The sequence below is a fragment of the Rugamonas sp. DEMB1 genome (genome assembly GCF_029834475.1).
Taxonomy (GTDB): Bacteria; Pseudomonadota; Gammaproteobacteria; order Burkholderiales; family Burkholderiaceae_D; genus Rugamonas; species Rugamonas rubra.
On sequence record NZ_CP122407.1, the window covers coordinates 2,590,591 to 2,612,717 of the forward strand.

Annotated in this window: 17 protein-coding genes and 2 pseudogenes; 14 read left to right on the forward strand and 5 right to left on the reverse strand. The window is 63.7% G+C overall.

Features of this window, described 5'->3' with window-relative positions; genetic code table 11:
• Window positions 1-19: 19 nt before the first annotated feature.
• A pseudogene (locus QC826_RS11800) lies at window positions 20-980 on the forward strand (IS5 family transposase).
• Between the two features lie 40 nt (window positions 981-1,020).
• Entirely contained in the window at window positions 1,021-1,923 is a 903-nt protein-coding gene (locus tag QC826_RS11805; protein ID WP_279765794.1) for a DUF262 domain-containing protein, read from the forward strand.
• Here QC826_RS11805 and QC826_RS11810 read toward each other — a convergent pair.
• Window positions 1,904-3,223, reverse strand: coding sequence for an ISL3 family transposase (locus QC826_RS11810; protein WP_279761751.1), 1,320 nt, complete (start codon window positions 3,221-3,223; stop codon window positions 1,904-1,906). The genes QC826_RS11805 and QC826_RS11810 overlap by 20 nt on opposite strands.
• Window positions 3,224-3,562: 339 nt before the next feature.
• On the opposite strand from QC826_RS11810, the gene QC826_RS11815 reads away from it, so the two are divergent.
• From QC826_RS11815 to QC826_RS11845, 7 genes are all read left to right on the forward strand, one after another.
• On the forward strand, window positions 3,563-4,897 hold the full coding sequence (locus QC826_RS11815) for an IS4 family transposase (protein ID WP_279765795.1): 1,335 nt from the start codon (window positions 3,563-3,565) through the stop codon (window positions 4,895-4,897).
• Between the two features lie 50 nt (window positions 4,898-4,947).
• On the forward strand, window positions 4,948-5,199 hold the full coding sequence (locus tag QC826_RS11820) for a hypothetical protein (RefSeq protein ID WP_279765796.1): 252 nt from the start codon (window positions 4,948-4,950) through the stop codon (window positions 5,197-5,199).
• A gap of 153 nt (window positions 5,200-5,352) precedes the next feature.
• Window positions 5,353-6,114 carry a hypothetical protein gene (locus tag QC826_RS11825; protein ID WP_279765797.1) on the forward strand — a complete coding sequence of 254 codons (762 nt, stop codon included), beginning with the start codon at window positions 5,353-5,355 and terminating at the stop codon, window positions 6,112-6,114.
• An 89-nt stretch (window positions 6,115-6,203) separates the two neighbouring features.
• Window positions 6,204-6,458 carry a hypothetical protein gene (locus QC826_RS11830; protein WP_279765798.1) on the forward strand — a complete coding sequence of 85 codons (255 nt, stop codon included), beginning with the start codon at window positions 6,204-6,206 and terminating at the stop codon, window positions 6,456-6,458.
• Window positions 6,459-7,026: 568 nt separating this feature from the next.
• The gene (locus QC826_RS11835; protein ID WP_139236697.1) at window positions 7,027-7,440 is read left to right on the forward strand and encodes a hypothetical protein; all 414 of its coding nucleotides are present in this window, start codon (window positions 7,027-7,029) and stop codon (window positions 7,438-7,440) included.
• Window positions 7,441-8,047: 607 nt separating this feature from the next.
• Entirely contained in the window at window positions 8,048-9,400 is a 1,353-nt protein-coding gene (locus QC826_RS11840) for a nucleobase:cation symporter-2 family protein (protein ID WP_279765799.1), read from the forward strand.
• A gap of 125 nt (window positions 9,401-9,525) precedes the next feature.
• A complete protein-coding gene (locus QC826_RS11845; RefSeq protein ID WP_279765800.1) occupies window positions 9,526-10,899 on the forward strand; it encodes an 8-oxoguanine deaminase in 1,374 nt (457 codons plus the stop codon).
• Between the two features lie 173 nt (window positions 10,900-11,072).
• Here QC826_RS11845 and QC826_RS11850 read toward each other — a convergent pair whose 3' ends face one another.
• Window positions 11,073-11,957: a hypothetical protein gene (locus tag QC826_RS11850; protein ID WP_279765801.1), complete on the reverse strand. Its 885-nt coding sequence runs from the start codon at window positions 11,955-11,957 to the stop codon at window positions 11,073-11,075.
• Window positions 11,958-12,185: 228 nt separating this feature from the next.
• A pseudogene (locus QC826_RS11855) lies at window positions 12,186-13,452 on the reverse strand (NRAMP family divalent metal transporter).
• Between the two features lie 580 nt (window positions 13,453-14,032).
• Between QC826_RS11855 and hmpA the strand changes: the two are divergent.
• Complete coding sequence (gene hmpA, locus QC826_RS11860; protein WP_279765802.1) at window positions 14,033-15,211, forward strand: NO-inducible flavohemoprotein; 1,179 nt, start codon at window positions 14,033-14,035, stop codon at window positions 15,209-15,211.
• Window positions 15,212-15,307: 96 nt separating this feature from the next.
• On the opposite strand, the gene QC826_RS11865 is transcribed toward hmpA, so the two are convergent.
• The gene (locus QC826_RS11865; RefSeq protein ID WP_279765803.1) at window positions 15,308-16,744 is read right to left on the reverse strand and encodes a WS/DGAT/MGAT family O-acyltransferase; all 1,437 of its coding nucleotides are present in this window, start codon (window positions 16,742-16,744) and stop codon (window positions 15,308-15,310) included.
• Between the two features lie 224 nt (window positions 16,745-16,968).
• Here QC826_RS11865 and QC826_RS11870 point away from each other — a divergent pair, with 224 nt between their 5' ends.
• From QC826_RS11870 to QC826_RS11885, 4 genes are all read left to right on the forward strand, one after another.
• The gene (locus QC826_RS11870; RefSeq protein WP_279765804.1) at window positions 16,969-18,696 is read left to right on the forward strand and encodes an AMP-binding protein; all 1,728 of its coding nucleotides are present in this window, start codon (window positions 16,969-16,971) and stop codon (window positions 18,694-18,696) included.
• A 9-nt stretch (window positions 18,697-18,705) separates the two neighbouring features.
• Window positions 18,706-19,176 (forward strand): universal stress protein, encoded by a 471-nt coding sequence (locus tag QC826_RS11875; RefSeq protein WP_279765805.1) that lies wholly within the window; start codon window positions 18,706-18,708, stop codon window positions 19,174-19,176.
• Between the two features lie 124 nt (window positions 19,177-19,300).
• A complete protein-coding gene (locus tag QC826_RS11880) occupies window positions 19,301-19,666 on the forward strand; it encodes a translational machinery protein (RefSeq protein WP_093390704.1) in 366 nt (121 codons plus the stop codon).
• A gap of 56 nt (window positions 19,667-19,722) precedes the next feature.
• Window positions 19,723-20,712: a zinc-dependent alcohol dehydrogenase family protein gene (locus tag QC826_RS11885; protein WP_409567873.1), complete on the forward strand. Its 990-nt coding sequence runs from the start codon at window positions 19,723-19,725 to the stop codon at window positions 20,710-20,712.
• A 4-nt stretch (window positions 20,713-20,716) separates the two neighbouring features.
• Here the strand turns inward: QC826_RS11885 and QC826_RS11890 are convergent, their stop codons facing one another.
• Window positions 20,717-22,120 carry a permease gene (locus QC826_RS11890; RefSeq protein ID WP_279765806.1) on the reverse strand — a complete coding sequence of 468 codons (1,404 nt, stop codon included), beginning with the start codon at window positions 22,118-22,120 and terminating at the stop codon, window positions 20,717-20,719.
• Between the last annotated feature and the right edge of the window lie 7 nt (window positions 22,121-22,127).

Here is a 22,127-nt window from a genome sequence, read left to right on the forward strand (position 1 = left end):
TGGTCTTTTGCCTGAACCGATGCGCAAGGACGAACAACAGCGGCAAGAACCCAAGGGCCAGTACCGCGTCAAGAACTGGCCCGCCTACAACGCCGGGCTGATCGCGCGAGGCGACGTGACGATCTGGATGGAGCCGGAGTTGTGGCAACGGAATGCCGAAGCCGGCGCCGCCAAGCGCGGCCGGCCACGCCTTTACGCCGACGCGGTCGTCCAGATGCTGCTTGGACTCAAACAGGTGTTTCGCCTTCCGCTGCGCGCGTTGCAGGGTTTCGCGGGGAGCATGAACAAGCTCGCCTTCGGCGATCTGCCGGTGCCCAACTACACGACGTTATGTCGCCGCGCCCGGGAGCTCGACGTTGTGCTGCCGGCCTTGCGCAGCGGCGAGCCGCTGCATCTGGTGGTCGACAGCACCGGCCTGAAGGTGTTTGGCGAGGGCGAATGGAAGGTGCGCAAGCACGGCTATTCCAAACGCAGTGACCTGGCGCAAGGTGCATCTGGCGATGGACGCGAACACCGGCCAGATTTGCGCGGTGCTGATGACGCACCAGGATGTCGGCGATGGCGAGGTGCTGCCCGAGTTGCTCGACCAGATCCCGGCCGGCACGCCGATCGGGGGCGTCGGCGGCGACGGCGCCTACGACACCCGGCAATGCCACGCGGTGATCGCCGCGCGCGAGGCCACGCCGTCGATCCCGCCGCGCGACGGCGCGGCGCCCTGGCCGCAACGAATCCCGGGCGCGGCTTGGCGCAACGACGCGCTCGACATCATCGGCCGCAGCAGCCGACGGGAGTGGAAGAGATCGAGCGGCTACCACCGGCGCTCGCTCGCCGAGACGTTGATGTACCGCTTGAAGGTGCTCACCGGCAGAAGCTTGGCGGCGCGCACGATTGGCGCCCAGGCCACCGAGGTGGCCATCCGCGCGGGCGTGCTCAATCGCATGGTCGCGCTGGCACGCCCTCAGTCCGTCCGTATCGGGTAAATTCATGGGGAAAGGGGAAAGTCCCTGTCAGACTCGATTTATGCAACAACGCCGGATGGTGCCAACGACAATAGTCACTATTGGCTTTGCCGAAAATTTATTTGTGCCGAGAATTGTTATATTAATTAAAATTTCAGGAAAGTATATGAAAATAGAATCGGAAGATATAGATGTGGAAAGTTTGCTGGTGAGTAGCTATTTTCACGTTCCGCGATTTCAACGCCCATATTCTTGGGATGATGAAAATCTCATTGATTTTTGGAATGATTTAATAACGAATAAGGATGATGATTATTTTATTGGATCGATGGTTGTGTATAAGATAGCAAAACAACAGTATGGTGTGGTTGACGGGCAGCAGCGACTGACTTCGATTACAATCTTGCTTTGTGTAATTAGAAATGAAATGGAGGCTTTAGGACGTAACGATTTGGCATTGGGGCTGCATCAATTAATTGAACGGAAAAATAGAGAAAATAAAGATGAGTATGTTATAAAAACGGAAAGTTCATTTCCTTATTTTCAAGAACATATACAAAAATTTGGGCATCCAGAGCTGGAGGCGGAAATTCATTCGGAGGAGCTTAATTTAAAGAATGCATTCAAGATTTTCAGTTCTCTTGTTGCGGATGCGTTAGGAGCAATTGATTTAGATACGACAATTTCTGTTGACATGAAGATCGAAAATAAGGTTAATAAATTGTCAGAGCTTCGTGCGTCGGTTCTGAACCTTAATTTAATATTGGTGACCCTTGATAATGAGGATGATGCATATCTGATTTTTGAGACACTTAACACTCGTGGTAAAGATCTTGCATTAGCAGATTTGGTAAAAAATCATTTTACAAAAAACTTGAAATCCAAGGGGTCAGTTGATGCCGCGAAATTAAAAGGCTCTATGCCGTTTCCAGTGGAAATTGACTTCAGGCGGCATGCCGCGTAACGCCAAACTCGCGCGGTACGGCAGCGCGCAGCGGATTGGCCGGCAGGTGTTTGAGTTTGGCCATGCGTAAATAGGCAATGGCGATGAAGTTGGTGACGGTGCGGAAGCCGCGCGCGGCCCGCTTGGTCTGCTGGAGCAAGCCGTTCATCGCCTCGACATAGGCGTTGCTGCGGCCGTCGAGCATGCCGCGCACCACGCCGGGCAGGCGCTCCTTGAGGGTGTTGGCCAGACGTTTGAACGGTTCCAGGCGGCAGCGGCGCGCCCAGGAGATCCAGCCCAACAAGTCCTGCTCCGCCTTGGCGGCGCAGTTGGCGGCCACGGCGCCGCGATAGACCTCGCGCAGGGCCTGCTTCAAGCGCCAGGCGCGAGCGCTTTTCAAATTGGAGCGTTGTAGCCAATGCATCGAATTGATCTGCTGGTAGGTCCAGCCGACGGGATTTTTGCGCATGCCCCACAGCATTGCCTTGACCGCCTTGCGGTCTTCGCCCAGCGCGGCGCGCACGGCCTTGGGCTGGGTGCGCATTTCTTCGCGCCGCACCTCGTCCATGGCGTTGTTGGCCAGGGCGATCACGTGGAAGCGGTCGTAGCTGATCTGGGCGTTCGGCAGGCTGGCGGCCACGCCCTTGGCATAGGCCGCGCTCATGTCCATGCAGACATGCTTGATCTCGTCGGCTGCGCCGCCGTGCGCCACCAACTCCCGCTTGAAGGCGGCCACCGTTTCGTGGTCCCGGCCCGGCGTCATGAACAGCAGCCGTCGGGCCTCGAGGTCGTGCACCACGGTGACGTAGTTGTGCCCCTTCTTGAGGCTGGTCTCGTCGATGCCGACAACGCGCACTCCCGTCATCTCGTCGCGGCGCCGCGCGATGCCCACGTAGTGCGCGATGCGCCGCCACAGCCGTTTCGAGCGCACCCGCAACTGGGCCGCGGCCTGGGCCACCGGCAGAGTCTGGCACAGCGACAGGGCCAGAGCCTCGAACAGCAGGGTGAAGCCACTGCCCGGCCGCGCCCACGGCACCTCGGCCTGCGTCGTCTTGCCGCAGGCGCTGCAATCGACGCGCGGCACCTCGGCGTGCAGCCAGGCTTCGAATTGGAAGAAATCCAGATGCCGCCAGCTGCGTTTGACCCGGTCGTGGATGCCTTGCCCGCTCACGCCGCAGGCCGGACACGGCAGCTTCCCCGCCTCGCACGACACCTCGAAATCGATCCGGCGCTTGGCCGTATCCAGGTCAACTTTGGCAACAACCCACGGCGCTTGCAGACCCAGCGCGGTGGTGAACAGGGCTTCGACGGCGATACTCATCAGGAACTTGCACTCACAAAATGGCGTTGCCCGGCATGATACCCGATGTCAATTTCCACTGGAAACGGCATAGAACCAAAAATATTCCATTGATTACTCATCCTCAGAAATTCTTTGCGAACCACTTATTGATGAAATTGAGAAATTGTTTATCGATCATCATTTGGTTTTTGGTAATCACCCGGTTATACCCATAGGTTATACACATCTCCAGTCCGCCAAGAATACCCGACGGACAACACTGCTGCCGGGAAAAACCGTTAACATTCATACACTTGCGAATTGGCTTGTAAACCCTTGAAATTTCAGGTTTACTCTTGTCTTTTGCCTCAAGCAACTATGACTGAATCGACGCACTGGACGGACGTGGAATTTGCTGAACTTTACCTTGGGGATGCCCGCCTCGACAGGCGCGCAAGGAAGATCATGGAGCGCTTTTCGGACAGGCCGGCAGCCAGCATCCCCAAGTCGGGCAACGGCTGGGGCGAAACCATCGCCACGTACCGGTTTCTCGAAAACGAGGCCGTCGAGTGGCGTGACATCATGGCGCCGCACTGGGCCCAGACGCAGCAGCGCATGGGCGAACACCCCGTCATCTTGTGCTTGCAGGACACGACCGAACTCAATTTTAATGGACAACAGATCGAAGGCCTCGGGCCACTCAGCTATGAAGTCCAGCGCGGCATGTACGTGCATCCGACCTATGCCGTCACGCCGGAGCGGTTGCCGCTGGGCGTCATCGACGCCTGGATGTGGGCGCGCGAGAAGATCGACGCCGACGGGGTGCGGCCGGGGATCAAGGAGAGCGGCCGCTGGATCGAGGGGTACGGACGGGTAGCCGAGATGGCGGCCGAGATGCCGGCGACGCGCCTGGTGTACGTGGCCGACCGCGAGGCCGACATGATCGAGTTGATGCAGTACGCACAGGACTGCGGCACGCCGGCTGATTGGCTGGTCCGCGCCAAGACCGACAGGGCTTTGCCGGACGGCGAGAAACTGTGGGCGCACACGCTCGACGGCGCGCCGGTGGGGGAAATCAGCTTCACCATCGGCGCGCGCGACAAACAGAAGGGGCGCAAGGTGCGCCAGCAACTGTGGGCCAAACGGGTGGAGCTGCCGGCGCGGCGCGGCGCCAAGATCGCGGCGACCTGCGTGATCGCGCGCGAAATCGATGCGCCTGCCGGCGTCGAGCCGATCGAATGGCGTTTGCTCACCAACCGCTCGGCCACCACCAGCGAGGAGGTGATCGAGTTGATCGACTGGTACCGCGCGCGCTGGGAAATCGAGATCTTCTTCCATGTGTTGAAAAATGCGTGCAAGGTCGAGGCGATGCAGCTGTCCCACATCGACAATATCGAGCGCGCGTTGGCGTTGTTCATGGTCGTGGCGTGGCGCATCGCCCACTTGATGCGCCTGGGCCGCATCTGTCCGGACCTGGACGCGAGCCTGTTCTTTGATCCTGACGAAATCCGCGGCGCCTACCTGCTCACGAAGGAGCGACGGCCGGATCGACCTCCGACCCTTAACGAAGTCTTGCGACTGATCGCCCGCGTCGGCGGATTCTTGGGGCGAAAAGGCGACGGCGATCCAGGAGTGAAAACGATCTGGCAGGGGATTCAGGAAGTACGGGTGGCCGCACAAACAATAAAGGCGCTACGCGAGGAAGCCGAGTGACTTGTGTATAAACCTATGGTTTTAACCCCATCGGTGACGGAGAAAAAGAAATGAGTATTCGGATAAAGCAAGAAATTTTATCAATTTCATATATTTTTGTATTTTTTATTCTGCTAAGTTTTTCGGGGATGATTATTTTTGAATTCATATTCGCCCAACTTATTGGTTGGATTTTGGTTGACGCTAACTATAAATTACCGACGATTGATCAGCTTCTTAGATGGGGGGATTTTTTCATCCTTGTCGCACCAGGGGGGACAATAATTGTTTGGATTTTCCTGAAAGTGACATACGGTCGCTAGCAGACGGTGCGACATTCCACAGCGCGCCATCGGCTCGTCGCCGCCGATACAGGCGCTCAAGGAATGGCAACGTCGCAAGCCGGAACTATTCGTTAAACGCATCCACGGTCAAACGGTACTGGACACGTATCTTGGCCATGTTAAAGGATAATTATGATTTTTAATCCTGTCAGGATTCGTGAGTCTGTGAATGAGGCCGGTATAAAAAGACTGCTTGGAACGGAGTTTGATACCCAGCGCCCCATGGGGAATGTTGCTATTGTGCAGTTAAATGAAATTATTCGACTATACCTCGTCGGTATGCGAGAGCAAGTATCGCCTTTGCTCTCAAAAAGAATTGATTGGATAAAATTTGCTATTGAAGAAAATGAAAATTTCGGCGAAAGTGGAAATTTTCATCAACAATCGTTGAGGTGGGCATTGGCGATTGGCATATGGATGCGTGATGGGGTGAATGCTGCCGATGTTTGGGGTGTAGCCAGAGATTTTAATGCTTCTGCATTATTTGACAAGAGTGTTTTTTCAAAAAATGAGCTATCAACGGGCCGTCTTGACGATTATATGCCCCTTTGTTGTCAGTCTGAGAAATATGAAGCAGGGATGATAGAGTATGAGAAATATTCTACGAAGAAAAATATTTCATTGAAGGGAACTCTTAAGCCACGTGATTTTGGCTATGCAATTTGTTTGCATGAATTGTATGGGCGGTTTGATAAAGGGGATATTTTGAATGCGGGACGAAAGATGCTTAAGGCGAATTTGGAAAATAACTGGTTAGGCTCTGGGCAATATTTGGTGGCCGCTACTTGGTTGAAGATTGTCTATTGGAGCGAAACATGTAATATTCTGCCAGGGGAGATCATATTGAAAGCATACGAAGATATGCCGAATGTTCCTCGGCCAACATTCGTATAGTGGTCTAGTTCTAAACTCTGGGGGTGATATCTAGTAGCTCGATACTGAACTGCGCCGGCCCATTGCACTAAATATATTTCCGCAATGATGTGTACACGCTCAAGGCCGACAATGTCCTGATCTTCGCCTTGATGGACGACTATGTGGAACAGATCGAGTTGACGCACACCGTCCCGGAAGGTCTGGTGCTGGAGTTGCCGCTGTCGATGCAGGGCGAAAAGACCGTCAAGATCAGCGGCGGGTGCGTTCCCCAGAGCAAGGATGGCGCCGAGGTCGCCAGAGTGTGCAATTTTTCCTGGGGCAAAAAACAGATCGTCAAGGACGTGCGTTTTGAGTCCAATTGATGTGTCCACATCCTACGTTCGTGCGGACCAATATTGTTAAATAAGCTATATAAAGTGAAAATCAAAATACTATCAATCTGCAAGTATCTGGTTCGGCTGCAGTGCTTCCAGCTTAATTGAGGCGCATTGAATCAAACTATTATTTCACAAGCTTGCCTGTCTGCCCATATTTCTAATCGGAATAATGGCGTATTAGCCACGTTGTGGCGCTCAATACCTGTCAGAACTGACAGGTTCACATAATAGAAGTTGCTATATAGCAATCTAATCTCTATACTCTTTGCAACGACCGCCGTCTGCTTGGCAAACTCCGGTCAACGTCCTGTACGTGGTCAGCTATTTGCGCATCGAACAATATTAATTTAATGGAATTAATTCTATTTAGTCAATTCAGTCAACAATGGTTTTATTGATAATATTTCGATGGATGGTAGTTTGGTGGTTCAGAAGTTATATGCGCAAAGCTGTTTGATGAATTTGTTTCGCGCTTGCTGACATAGCGAGGGCTCGGGGAAATCCTTGTTGCCGCAATGTCATTGAGGTGCGAAGTCGAATTGAGGAATATTAGATGATATGGGGTAAATTAGATGAAATTAGCGATGAATATCACAATTTGTACCAGGTGATGTTCTGGGCGTTTCCGCCGCATGCGGCGCCGTGTTTTTCCTCCTTCCTGTACAGTATTTTGGGACCGGAGGGCGGCATCGGAGGTGATCCGGGCTGGTTGATCGAGGAGGTGGACTCTGAGCTGACGGAGCGGACCTATGCCGTGTGGACCGATCTGGACGAACTGTGCAGCGATCCAGAGGAGGTCAACTACACCGAGAAGGAAGTGCGCGCCGCCGCCTGCGATGTGCTGCGCGCCCTGGCCGACGCCTTCCCCGAGCAGGCGACGCACGCCTGGTCGGTGATCGAACGCTTCCAACTGACCGGCAGCGTGCCTAGCCGTTTCTGGCGCCCAGCGGCGAGGTTGGTTCACTGATCTTGCGCCCCGGCCTCCGCACCTCGCGGCGGCCGGGCAAGCGTGCCGCCCGCATTCCCTTGTAGTTCCAATAAGATCTGGTCGAAGCCGGCCAGACGCTCCCTCGACCGAGCCGGCGCCGCCCTCAGCCCGCCAAACGTCCAACCCCACCTTGCCATTCCTGCAGCGACATAGCGCTGTAATATTGTCCACAATCGCTTGCCGGCTCGCGCCAAACGCGGGCAGGGCGTCGCAAATCCGCCATTCCGGCCACCACGTGCGCTGCCACGCCTCCGCTCCATTCCCCCTCTGAGAAGCCCTTTAAAAGGCGCTTTTTCACGCTCCCGCCTGTTGTTTGATATCCAAAAATTGTATACAAAATTGATTGACAAGGAATCCACACGACGGCAATATCGTTGACATCAACAGCACCACACGTCTCCATCGCGGCCAGCGGCCGGAGCGCTAGCAGAGCAACACAGAACAGATTCCCCGACGCCAAACGCGGCCTTCGCCGCCCGCCTGGCGATGCAATGATTTGATTTGCGCGTGGCCCCGGGTAGGCCAGGCGAGTTGTCCGTAGCACGCACCGCCCACTACCAAAATAAAATAGATGGAGACATGTTCAATGAATACCCTGCTTTTTCAGGTCGAAGACCGACCGCCACTGCTCACCACCATCCTGCTGGCCGCCCAGCACATGCTCGCCGCCCTGGGCGGCATCATCGCCGTGCCGCTGGTGGTCGGCGCCGCGCTCAAGTTGCCGGGCGAGCAGATCGTCGCCCTGATCAACGCCGCCTTGCTCGGTTCCGGCGTCGTCACCTTCATCCAGTGCAAGGGCGTCGGCCCGGTCGGCATCCGCCTGCCTTGCGTGATGGGCACCAGCTTCGCCTTCGTCGGCGCGGCCATCAGCGTCGGCCTGGAGCACGGCGTGCCGGGCATCCTCGGTTCTTCGCTGGCCGGCTCGGTGGTGATGATCGTTGGCAGTTGCTTCATGCCACAGATCCGCAAGCTGTTCCCGCACGCCGTCACCGGCGTGGTGGTGACGATGATCGGCCTGTCGCTGGTGCCGGTGGCGGTGGACTGGGCGGCGGGCGGCTTCGCCCCGGGCGCCAACTACGGCGCGCCGGCCAACCTGGGCATCGCCGCCTTCGTGCTGTTGACGGTGATCGCGCTGGTGCAGTTTGGCAAGGGCATCGTCTCGGCCGCCGCCGTGGTGATCGGCATGTTTGTCGGCTACCTGCTGTGCCTGTCGCTGGGCATGATTAATTTTGCCGCGGTCGAGCAGGCCCAGGTGTTCGCCTTGCCGCAGCCGCTGCACTACGGCATGACCTTCCCGATCGCCGGCATCGTCGCCATGGCCGTCGCCTTCCTGGTCACCATGGTCGAGACCACCGGCACCTTCATGGCGCTGGGCGCCGCCACCAACACCAAGATGCGCGGCAAGACCTTGGCCCGTGGCATCCTGTGCGACGGCCTCGGCTCGGCGCTGGCCGCCGTCATGTCCAGCCCGCCGGTGTCGACCTTCGCGCAGAATGTCGGCGTGGTCTCGCTGACCGGCGTGGCCAGCCGCCACGTCGTCGCGCTGACCGGCTGCCTGTTGTTCCTGGCCGGCCTGTTCCCCGTGCTCGGCGCCATCGTCGTGACGATTCCGCAGCCGGTGCTGGGCGGCGCCGGCTTGATGATGTTCGCCATGATCATCTCGGCCGGCGTGCAGTTGCTCAGCAAGGTGGAGAGCACCAAGCGCAACAGCATCATCATGGCGGTGGCCATCGGCTGCGGCCTGGCGGTGACGGTGCGGCCCGAGCTGCTGGCCAAGCTGCCGTCCTTCGTCAAGGAGGTGTTCGGTTCCGGCATCACCGTCGGCGCGCTGGTGGCGGTGCTCCTCAACCTGGTGCTGCCCGAGCGTCCCGTCGAGCACGACGAGGACGACGAGGACGTGCCGCAAGCTTTCCTGACACAGGAGCTGGAAGCCGCTTAAACTACTGCCTGCTTCAAGTTCCCGCGCCGGCGCGCCATCGCCGGCGCGGGATTTTCACATTGTTTCCGCAGTGCGCGTGCATTGTTTCCGCAGTGTTTTTTCATTCCTTTTCTTCTACACACAAAATGACTAAGACCCTATTGATCAAGAATGCCCGCGTGCTGGTGACCATGGACGACGAGCGGCGCGAAATCGCCGACGGCGCCGTCCTCATCCGCGACAATGTGATCGTCCAGGTCGGCAGCACGGCCGAGCTGCCGCAGCAGGCCGACGACATCATCGACGCCGCCAACCACGTCGTGTTGCCGGGGCTGATCAACACCCACCACCATATGTACCAGAGCCTGACGCGGGTGATCCCGGCGGCGCAGAACGGCGAGCTGTTCAATTGGCTGACCAATCTGTACCCGATCTGGGCCAACCTGAACGCAGAAATGGTGCACGTGTCGACGCTGACGGCGATGTCCGAGCTGATCCTGTCCGGCTGCACCACCAGCAGCGACCACCTGTATATCTACCCGAACGACTGCAAGCTGGACGACAGCATCGCGGCGGCGCGCCAGATCGGCATGCGCTTCCACGCCGCGCGCGGCGCGATGAGCGTGGGGCAGTCGAAGGGCGGCCTGCCACCCGATTGCGTGGTCGAGAGCGAGGCGGCGATCCTCAAGGACACCCAGCGCCTGATCGAGAGCTACCACGACAGCGGCCGCTACGCCATGCAGCGCATCGTCGTCGCGCCGTGCTCGCCGTTTTCCGTCTCGCGCGATTTGATGAAGGAGGCGGCCGGCATGGCGCGCAGCTTTGGCGTGTCGCTGCACACCCACCTGGCCGAGAACGCCAACGACATCGCCTACAGCCGCGAGAAGTTCAACATGACGCCGGCCGAGTACGCCGAGGACTGCGGCTGGGTCGGCCCGGACGTCTGGCACGCCCACTGCGTGCAGTTGGACGACGACGGCATCTACATGTTCGGCCGCACCGGCACCGGCATCGCCCACTGCCCGTGCTCGAACATGCGGCTGGCCTCGGGCATCGCGCCGGTGCGCAAGATGATCGACGCCGGCGTGGCGGTCGGGTTGGGGGTGGACGGTTGCGCCTCGAACGACTCGGGCCACATGCTGGGCGAAGTGCGCCAGGCTATGTTGCTGCAACGGGTAGGTTTTGGCCCGGACGCGATGACGGCGCGCCAAGCGCTGGAGGTGGCCACCCTGGGCGGCGCCAAGGTGTTGAACCGCGACGACATCGGCGCGCTCAAGCCGGGCATGGCGGCCGACATCGTCATGTTCAAGCTGGACCAGATCGGCTTTGCCGGCGCGCTGCACGATCCGGTGGCGGCGCTGGTGTTCTGCACGCCGGCCAACGTCTCGCACAGCATCATCAACGGCAAGGTGGTGGTGCGCGACGGCCAATTGTGCACGGTGGACCTGCCGCTGGTGATCGAGCGCCACAACGAGCTGGCGCGCATCCTCGCCCTGGCGACCGGCACCCGCGCCGCCTAAGCTCAGACGCGAGCTCAACAGTCGGGGTCGAGTGCCGACATTCGGACACAGACTCAGCGGTATTGGGCTAAGCGGCAGGGGCAATGGTTGAGGTCGTGTCTGAATGTCGGCACTGACCCCGGCTACTGACCCCGGCTAGACTGACCCCGGCTAGAGGCCACGATCTGACGCCGCTACTTGCGTTTGGCGAGTTCGGCGACGCGGCGCTGTAGTTCGCCGATCGGCGCCATGTCGGCGCTGAGCTTCGTTTGCACGGCGGCCAACTGCTTGCCGAGCGCGGCCAGCGACTTGTTCAAGTTGTCGCTCATCTCTTTTTGCAGCGCGCTGTTCTGCACGGCGCGGGCGCCGCTTTGGTCGAGCGCGCGCTTGCCCTGCGCCAACAACTGGGCCTCGAAGTCGCCCAGTTGTTGGCGCAGCGTCGCCAGCGCCTCGGCGGACTGCTGCAAGGCCAGCTCCTGCCGCTGCGCCGCCGTCTCCAGCCCCTCCTGGCGCGGCGTGATCATCTCCAAACCCTGCCGCAGTTGTTCGCCGATGCCGGCCAGCGCCGCGCTGTCGGCCAGCAGCTCGCGGAAGGACTGGGTGCCGCGCTCGACCTGCTCGGCCAGGCGGCGGGTGTGGTGCATGGTCTCCATCTGCTCGTTGCGCTGCTTGTCGTGCAGGTCCAGGTTGACGGCCACCATGTCGGACAAGGTGCGCAGCTGGAGATTGAACTGCTCGACGATGCGTTGGTTGAAGTCGGCGATGATGTCGCCCAATGCGGCGGCCAGCTGCTCCAGGCTTTGCTGGCGCAGTTCTTGGCCGAGGGCGGTGAAGTCGGCGCGCAGCGCCTCGTCGGCGGCCAATTGCGCCGCGTTGAAGTCGCTTTGACGGGCCGTGTGCCGTATGAATTGTTCGCTCAGTTGCGCGAATTGTTGGGCAAGTTGCGTATGCAGCGTGCGCAGGGCGGCGCTCTGTTGCGCCGACAGCGTCAGGCATTGGCGCTGGAAGCGCCACAGCGCCAAGCCAAGGCCACTCAGCACGATCAAAGACAGGACGGCGATAGCATCGGCCAGGCTCATTGACGATCCTTCTGCAAGACGCTGCGGCTGCGCGGCGTTTGCCGCGTGGCGCCGCTGTGGCGGGCGCCGGGGGAGCTGCCTATTTTAAGGCGGTCTTGTCAATTTTGCCAGCCTTGGCGCCAGCTTGTGGGCGCCAAACGCACACGTGGCGCCGGCGCGCCGCGCCATGCCACGGCGGACCGTACGGGGCCTTTCTGTCCGGCGCCGGCAGCAGCTTCGCTCTACGCCTTAGCCCTGGCCCAGGGTGGCGAACATGGCCAGCACGGCGAGCGCCATGGCGCCGGTGGCCAGCCAGCCCAGCCACTTCAGCCGGCGGGTGATGACGAAGCGGCCCATGACGGCGACGCGGGCGCTCATCAACATCATCACGGCCATGATCGGCACCGAGATCACGCCGTTGACCACGGCGCTCCAGTACAGCGCCTTGATCGGGTCGATCGGCATGAAGCCGAGCGCCACGCCGGCCAGGGTGGAGAAGGCGATGATGGCGTAGAAGCGCTTGGCCATGTGCGGTTTGTGCTCCAGCCTTTTTCCAATCGAAGGCGCCGGCCATGGCGTAGGCGGCCGAGCCGGCCAGCACCGGCACGGCCAGCAGGCCGGTGCCGATGATGCCGGCGGCGAACAGCAGGAAGGCGAACTCGCCGGCGATCGGGCGCAGCGCCATGGCGGCGTCGGCCGAGGTCTGGATGGTGTCGACGCCGTGGGCGTGCAAGGTCACGGCGGTGGTCAGGATGATGAAGAAGGCCACCAGGTTGGAGAAGCCCATGCCGAGCGCGGTGTCGATGCGGATGCGGCGAAAGCCGGCGCGGGCCTGCTCCGGCGCGACGATCAACGGCAGCCGGCCGGGCGCGGCCTCGAGCTCCTCGACCTCCTGCGAGGCCTGCCAGAAGAACAGGTAGGGGCTGATGGTGGTGCCGAACACGGCGACCACGGTGGTGATGGTGGCGGCGTTCCATTCCAGCTTGGGCGCGACAATGGCCAGGCCCACCTGCGGCCAGGAGATCTGCACGGCGAACACCACGCCGACATAGGCCAGCAGGCCGAGGGTCAGCCATTTGAGCAGGCGCACGTAGCGGCTGTAGGGCACGAACACCTGCAGCAGCAGCGAGACGATGCCGAAGCCGGCGGCGTACAAATGGGCCGGGCCGCCGGCCAGCAGGGCCAGCGCGTCGCCCATGGCGGCGACGTCGGCGGCGATGTTGATGGTGTTGGCCACCAACAGCAGGCCGACGATGGCATACAGCAGGGCGCGCGGGTAGTGCAGGCGGATGTTGCCCGCCAGCCCCTTGCCGGTGACGCGGCCGATGCGCGCGCTGATGATCTGGATGCCGACCATCAGCGGGTAGGTGAAGAACATGGTCCACAACAGGTTCAGGCCGAACTGGGCGCCGGCCTGCGAATAGGTGGCGATGCCGCTCGGGTCGTCGTCGGCGGCGCCGGTGATCAGGCCGGGGCCGAGTTTTTTCGCCCAGCTGCGCAGGGGAAGGACGGCCATGAGGCCGGCGAAGGGGAAGAACGATTTTTCCATACTAATTCTCGCTACAAGGGATGGCCGAGGCGCATCCGGTCGTGATCAAGCGCCTGCCGGTGGGGGCGGGCACGACGTGTTTGACTTGTGGCGTAGTGATACTGACGAACGACGCTAGGCCTCGCACCCTGACAGCCCGCCGTGACGCCTTGGCGACAAGGCGCGCTTCCACATGGCGTAGGCGCACGGGAAAGCCGGCGCGCCAGGCACGTGGGGCGAAACTAGGACTGAGAAGCTTGCAGCATCGGCGGGGCGGAGGTGCTCCGGCCCGGGGGGACGCCATCATCCGCGTGGAGCAAGATGACGGCAGAAGAAGGGTTCTGCGTTTATCTTGTTCCGGCGGTGCCAGCTAGGCGCTGGCCACTACAATCACCTGAACAACTGCCCATGACGGGGCTCCATAAAATGAAAACACCGTGAATGTATGTGTTTGACCGCACAAAGTCAATCCGAAACGGCCGCATCCGCACGCAAATTGCGCGGCCGTTAACATGCATGTGAAATACATGTTAAAATGTGTGCCTCCCCACATGAAAGGAAACACACCATGCTGTCGACCGAACACCGCGCCATCGTCACCGCCACCGTCCCCATCCTGGAGCAGGGCGGCGAGGCGCTGACCCGCCACTTCTACCTGAAACTGTTCGCCGATTTCCCCCAGGTGGCGCCGCTGTTCAACCAGGCCCACCAGCAGAACGGCGCCCAGCAGCGCGCGCTGGCCAACGGCATCCTGATGTACGCCAAGAACATCGACCGCCTGGAGGAACTCGGCCCGCTGGCCTCGGCCATCGTCAACAAGCACGTCGCGCTGCAGATCCTGCCGGAGCACTATCCGATGGTCGGCGCCAGCCTGCTCAAGGCGATCCGCGAGGTGCTCGGCGCCGAGGTGGCGAGCGACGCGGTGATCGAGGCCTGGGGCGCCGCCTACGGCCAGTTGGCCGACCTGCTGATCGGCCAGGAGGCCGGCGTCTACGCACGGCAGGAGGCGGCGGTGGGCGGCTGGCGCGGCGCGCGCCGGTTCATGGTCGCCGAGAAGACCGAGGAGAGCAGCGAGATCACCTCCTTCGTGCTCAAGCCGGCCGACGGCGGCGCGGTGCTCGACTTCGCGCCCGGCCAGTACATCGGCCTGCGCGTGCTGGTCGACGGCGCCGAGATGCGCCGCCAGTATTCGCTGTCCGATGTCAGCAACGGCCGCGACTACCGCATCAGCGTCAAGCGCGAGGAGGGCGGCAAGGTCTCCAACCACCTGCACGCGCTGGCGCTGGGCGACACCGTCGAGCTGTTCCCGCCGTCGGGCGACTTCACCCTGCGCGACGGCGAGCGGCCGCTGGTGCTGATCAGCGGCGGCGTCGGCATCACGCCGACCATCGCCATGTTGGGCGCGGCGCTGAAGACGGGCCGGCCGGTGCACTTCATCCACGCCGCGCGCCACGCCGGCGTGCACGCCTTCCGTGGCCAGATCGACCGCCTGGCGCAGCGCCACGCCCAGCTGACGCGCCACTACTGCTACGCCGAGGCCAGCGAGGGCGGCGCCCAGCCGGACGCGGTCGGCCTGCTCGACCGCGAGCAACTGGCCGCCTGGCTGCCGGCCACGCGCGACGTCGACGCCTACTTCCTCGGCCCGCTGCCGTTCATGCGCGCCGTCAAGGGCCACCTGAAGGAGCTCGGCGTGCCCGAGGCGCAGACCTATTACGAGTTCTTCGGCCCGGCCAGCGCGCTCAACTGAGCCGTCGATCCGGCCATGTGAGCGGATCAACTCGACCGACCCTGCGGCCCCGGCCGCCGCGCACGCCACCCCGGCGGCGCGGCGGCCGGGCCTTTTCTATTTCGCCGCCGCCGGCCCCATCAAGGTGTTCATCAGCAGGGTGTGGAACTCGTCGACGCAGCGCTGCGCCAGCGCGTCCGGGTCGGGCACGCGGGCCAGGTCGCTGACGATGCCGAAGTCGACCTGGCCGGCGTAGCTCAAAATGCTCACGCCCAGGCCGATGCCGCCCGACTGCGGCACCCAGAACAGCTGGCGGGCGATGCGCTGGCCGGCCAGGTAGCGCGCCTCCGGCGTGCCGTGCACATTGGTGATGACCAGGCTGGCGTTGGCCGCCAGCGCGCGCACCGTGCCCTCCTTGATCGCCTCCGGCGCCAGTCCCAGCCCATACAGGATGCCCAGCGCGGCCGGCGCCTGGCGCGAGCCCTTCAAGTGCTGCATCGCCGCGCCCACCGCGCGCAGCCGCCGCACCGGATCGTCGATGCCGAGCGCCAGCGGCAGGAACACCAGGCCGAAGTGGTTGCCCAGCTCGGTCAGCGGGCCGGGCGGACGCAGGTTGACCGGCACCAGCGCGCGCACCTCGACGCCGGCCACCGCGTCGCCCTGTTGCAGCAGATAGCCGCGCAGCGCGCCGGCCACACAGGCCACCAGCACGTCGTTGACCGAGCAGCCGTGCGCCGCCGCCACCGCCTTCACCTCGGCCAGCGCCAGCGGCGCGGCCCAGGCGACCCGCTTCATGCCGCCCAGCGGCCCCTTGAGCCGGGTCGGCGCGTCCTGCGTCATGGCGGCGATCGCCGCCAACTGGCGCGCGTAGTCCAGCCCCGCCGCCAGCTGGCCGCGCGCGCGGGCCGGGTTGCCGGCCCAGTCCAGGCCGGCGCCGAGCAGGGCGCCGGCCAGGCGGACGGCGTCGCCGGCGCTCTCGCCGGCCTGGCCGAGGATGCGTTCGAGCGCGCTGTGCGGCCGCAGCTCGGCGTCGGCGTCGGGGTCGGCCGCCGGCAGCGACGGCCGGGCCGGGTCGAGGTCGGTCAGGCAGGCCATCACATGGCTGAGCGCGAAGCCGTCGCCGTAGCAGTGGTGGATGCGCAGCACCAGCGCGCAGCTGCCGTCGGCGCCGTCGAGCAGGTGGAACTGCCACATCGGCTTGTCCGGGTCGAGCGCGGTGCTGATCAAGTCGCTGGCCACGTCGGCCAACTCGGCGCCGCCGCCGGGCGCCGGCAGGGCGACGCGGCGCACGTGCCAGTCCAGCGCGAAGGCGGCGTCGGTCTGCCAGCAGGGCACGCCGTCGACCTTGACGACGCGCTGGCGGAAGCGGTGGAAGCACAGCAGGCGCTCGGCGATGGTCTGCTTGAGCCGCGCCAGCGACAGGGGCGCGGCGAACATCATCACGCCGCAGATCATCATCAGGTTGCTGGGCCGGTCCATGCGCAGCCAGGCGCGGTCGACCAGCGACAGCGGCACAGGGGCCGAGGGGCTGGCGCTGTCGTCGTCGCTCGTCATGGGAACCTTTTGTTGGGGAGTGACCCACTATAGGCGGGGGCAATCCCCGCTACTTTGACATAGATCAAAACGCCCGTCAGCAATTCGGACCCAAAAAGTGGCTCCCCGAGCGCCCTGCGCAACAGGGAAACGATTTATACCGTAATTTGATCTGGATCATTAAATATTCGCACCTACCGTCGCATAGTGGGGAACGAGACAAAACAATAACAATGGAGCGCGCCATGGATCAAGCAAGGAAGCAAGCAAGCGACAAGCTTTGGCTGGACAGCTACCCCGCCGGCATACCGTTCGAGGTCGATGTGCACCGCTTCGCCAACCTCATCGACATGCTGGACGCCGCCTGCGCCCGCTTCCCGCAGCATGTCGCCTTCAGCAACCAGGGCAGCAGCATCACCTACGCCGAGCTGGACACGCTGTCGCGCCGCTTCGCCGGCTACCTGCAGCACGACGTCGGCCTGCTCAAGGGCGAGCGGGTCGCCATCATGCTGCCCAACCTGCTGCAGTACCCGGTGGTGCTGTTCGGCGTGCTGCGCGCCGGCGGCGTGGTGGTCAACACCAACCCCTTGTACACCGGGCGCGAGCTGCTGTACCAGCTGAACGACTCCGGCGCCAGCTGCATCGTGGTGCTGGAGAACTTCGCCCACACGCTCGAGCAGGTGGTGCACAGCAGCGCGCTGCGCAGCGTGATCACCAGCCAGGTCGGCGACCTGCTGAACTTCCCGCGCGCCCAGTTGACCAATTTCGTGCTGCGCCATGTGCGCCACATGGTGCCGGACTGGCACATGGCCGAGGCTCGGCCGCTGCCCAAGGCGCTGCACGAGGGCGAGCGCGTCGCCCTGCGGCCGGTGGCGCTGGCGCCGGACGACCTGGCCTTCCTGCAGTACACCGGCGGCACCACCGGCACGCCCAAGGGCGCCATGCTGAGCCACGCCAACCTGGTGGCCAACGTGTTGCAGACCTCCGCCTGGATCGGCAACGTGATGCGGGACGGCGAGGAGACGGCGATCCTGCCGCTGCCGCTGTACCACGTCTTCGCGCTGATGGGCATGCTCACCTTCCTCCACCTGGGCGCCAACAGCGTGCTGGTGACCGACCCGCGCGACATGCCCGGCTTCGTCCACCTGCTGCGCCACACCAAGGCCAGCGCCATCATCGGCGTCAACACGCTGTTCAAGGCGCTGCTCAACACGCCCGGCATCGCGCAGGCGGCCGAGCACCGCCTCAAGCTGACCATCGCCGGCGGCATGGCGGTGCAGCGCGTGGTCGCCGACAAGTGGCAGGACGTGTTCGGCGCGCCCATCGTCGAGGGCTACGGCCTGACCGAGTCCTCGCCGATCGCCACCGCCAACCGGCTCGACCTGGCCGAGTACACCGGCAGCATCGGCCTGCCGCTGCCGTCGACCGAGGTGGCCATCCTCGACGACGACGGCGGCGAGCTGGCGCAGGGCGAGGTCGGCGAGATCGCCGTGCGCGGCCCGCAGGTGATGCGCGGCTACTGGAAGCGGCCCGACGACAGCGCCGCCGTGCTCACCGCCGACGGCTGGCTGCGCACCGGCGACATCGGCGTGATGGACCCGCGCGGCTACGTCAAGCTGCTCGACCGCAAAAAGGACGTCATCATCGTCTCCGGCTTCAAGGTATTCCCCAACGAGGTCGAGGACGTCGCCGTCGCCTGTCCCGGCGTGCTCGAGGCGGTGGCCGTCGGCGCCGCCGACGAGCGCTCCGGCGAGGTGGTCAAGCTGGTCGTGCTGCGCCAGGACGCCACGCTCGACGCCGACACCCTGCTGGCCCACTGCAAGCGCAACCTGACCGGCTACAAGGTGCCGAAGTACGTGGTGTTCCGTGAACAGCCGCTGCCCAAGTCGGCGGTCGGCAAGATCCTGCGCCGCCTGGTGCAGGCCGAAACGAACGCGCCGACTGCGGCGCCAGCGCCGCAGTCGGTCAATTAGGAGAATGCCATGGAAGCGAAGCAAACCAAGCCACAGAGTCCGGCGTTCCGCCACATCCTGCTGCCGGTGGACGGCTCGCCGGCGTCGGCGCGGGCGCTCAAACAGGGCGTCGAGCTGGCCGCCAGCATCGGCGCCCGCATCACCGGGCTGCACGTGCTGCCCGAGTTCCACGTCTTCGCCTACCAGCCGGACAAGCTGGAGGACGTGCGCCTGAGCTACGAGCGCGAGTGCGAGCAGCGCGCGCAGCGCTTCCTGGCCGAGGTCGAGCAGGCCGCCGCCGCCGCCGGCGTGCCCTGCGACACCGTGTACCTGAGCGGCGACCAGCCCTGGGAGTGCATCCTCAAGCAGGCCGCCCAGCGCCAGTGCGACCTGATCGCGATGGCCTCGCACGGCTATCGCGGCGTCAAGGCGCTGCTGCTGGGCAGCGAATGCAGCAAGGTGCTGGCGCACAGCACGGTGCCGGTGTTGATCCTGCGCTAGCGCAAGGTTCATGCGGGCATTTTCCCGGAAATTTTGATCTGCATCAAACGCACCCGGTGACTTACCGGGTGGCGCACGTTACATTGAATGGCCAGAGTTGCTGGCGCTACCACGGAGATTGTTAATGTTATCAAACCATGTTGTTGCCTGGATCGACCACGCACAAGCCCACGTCATCCACTTCAATCCCGAAGCGGCCGAAACCGAGGTCATCAAGACCCATTCCAGCCACCCGCACAACAAATCCAACGCCAACACCGCCGAGAGTACCCACTACTTCAACGCCGTCGCCAGCGCCTTGGACGGTGCCCGCGAGATTCTGCTGGTCGGCCCCGGTCTGGAAAAGCAGGCTTTCATGAAGCACCTGGAGCAGCACCACCACGGCGTCGCCAAGTGCGTGATGGGTGTCGAGACGGTCGACCATCCGACCGACGGCCAGTTGCTCAAATACGCCCGCAAGTACTTCCTCAAAGTCGACCAGATGCTCTGATCGGCCACATAGGCACGCACATGCATAGCCAGCTCAGCCTGCCGTCGGACCGCAGCATGACCGCGCTGCGCTTGGAACAGCCCGGGCTTGGCCTGGCCATGCGGCGCGTGGCGATTCCCCAGCCGGCCGCGCACGAGTTGCTGTTGCGGGTCAGCGTATGCGGCGTCTGCCGCACCGACCTGCATCTGGTCGACGGCGAGCTGCCGCTGCACCGCCTGCCGCTGATTCCGGGGCACGAGGTGGTCGGCCACGTGGTGCAGGCCGGACGCGAGACGTCCGGCTTCGCCGTCGGCGAGCGGGTCGGCGTCGCCTGGTTGGGCGGCAGCTGCGGCCATTGCGCCTACTGCGGCGACGCGCGCGAGAACCTGTGCGACCACGCCAGCTTCACCGGCTACGACCGCGACGGCGGCTATGCCGAATACATGGTGGCCGATGCGCGCTATGTGTTCCGGCTGCCCGAGCGTTACGACGACGAGCAGGTGGCGCCGCTGTTGTGCGCCGGCCTGATCGGCTACCGCGCCTACGCCATGGCGGGGCCGGGCAAGCGCCTCGGCCTGTACGGCTTCGGCGCGGCCGCCCATATCATCGCCCAGGTGGCGCGCCACCAAGGCCGCGAGGTGTACGCCTTCACCCGTCCGGGCGATGTGCGCTCGCAGAACTTCGCCCGCGAACTGGGCGCCGTCTGGGCCGGTGGCTCGGACGAGATGGCGCCGGACGATCTCGACGCCGCCATCATCTTCGCCGCCAACGGCGCGCTGCTGCCGAAGGCGCTGGGCGACGTGGCCAAGGGCGGCAGCGTGGTCTGCGCCGGCATCCACATGAGCGACATTCCCGCTTTTCCTTATGCCTTGTTGTGGGGCGAGCGCAGCGTGCGTTCCGTCGCCAACCTGACGCGGGCCGACGGCGAGGCCTTCTTCCGCATCGCCGCCGAGCTGCCGCTGCGCACCCGCACCACCGCGTTCGCCCTGCGCGACGCGCAGAAGGCGCTCGACGCGCTGCGCGCCGGCGACTTCGACGGCGCCGCCGTGCTGCGCTGCCGCGACTAGCGGCTTATGCGCAGGCGCGCGCGGCGGCCTTCGGCGCCACCGCGTTCAAGCGGCCGTACAAGCGCACCGCCGCGAACAGATTCCACCACAAGGCCAAACACGAGGCGCACAGCAGCGCCGCCGCCGGCCGCGCCAACAGCGCCGGCTGGTAGCAGGCGGCCAGCAGCAGGGCCAGCGCCAGTAGATGCAGGCCCAGCTGCCAGCGCGCGTGGCGCTCGGGGATGATGCGGTTCACGCCCGGCACCTGGCCGGCGGCCCGCGCCGGCGTCGCCTGCAGGTGATACCAAACCAGGAAGGGCACGATCTTGTACAACATGCCGTTGATCGACGACAGGCCGAAGCCGACGATCATCAACACGCCCAGCGCCAGCGGCCGCGCCGTCGGCGCGTAGGGCAGCAGCCAGACCAGCAGCGCCGCCAGCAGGCTGGCCATGGCGCAGCGCCAGAAGATGGTGGTGGGCTCGGCGCGCGGCCGCTTGCGCCGCGCCAGCAGCCATACCGTGGTCAGCGCGAACAGCGCGAACACGGCCGCCAGCAGCAGCGCGACGGTCAGCCGTGGCAGGCCGTCGCCCAGGCCATACATCAGGCTCAAGACGGCCAGCAGGGCGAAGGCCAGCCTGCCGAACCAACGTGTCAGCTGATGCGGATACGGCTCGGTGACTTGGAACATCGGAATCACCTGGAAGGCGACGCCGGCCACCAGTATGCCGACCCAGCCCAGCAGCCCCCAGGCCACGTGCAGGTCGAGCAGGTCGAGCACGGAGAATTGGGCGAGCAGCGGCGGGGCGCCCGCCGGGCCGGGGAATAGGGCGGCGCTCCAAGTGGTGGCGGCGCGCGCCACACTCGCCGCGCCGCGGGCGAAGCCGGCCGGCCAGGCGAAGGCGGCGGCCAGCAGGCCGCCCAGCGTGACGGTGACGGCCAGCGCGGCCAGCGCCAGGCGGATGCCGGTGACGGTGGCGCTGGCGCCGCCGCGCGCCTGTTGTTTGAGTTCGCCGGCGTGGCGCCACAGGCCCAGCGCGCAGGCCGCCAGCAGCGTCAGCAGCGCCGGCAGCAGCGTCGCCACGGCCAGCTGGAACAGCACGGGGCGCTGCAGCCAGAAGCCGGCCGCCAGCAGCAGGCTGCCGGCGCACAGGCCGACATGGGCCACGCCGGTGGTCAGGGCGGCGCGCGGCAGGGCCACCCCGGCCACCACCGGCAAAATCTGCAGCAGGGCGCCGACCATGGTCATGGTCAGGCAGCCCAGCGTGAGCAGGTGGGTCAGGGCCAGCGTGGCCGGCGACCAGCGCGAGGCCAGCGCGTCGCCGCCCTGCCACAACAGCAGGGCGGCGGCCAGGGCGGCGAACAGCGGCGCGCTGAGGAAGTAGCGCAGCGGCGCCGACAGCGGCGGATTACGGTCGAACGCCAGCACGCGTCGT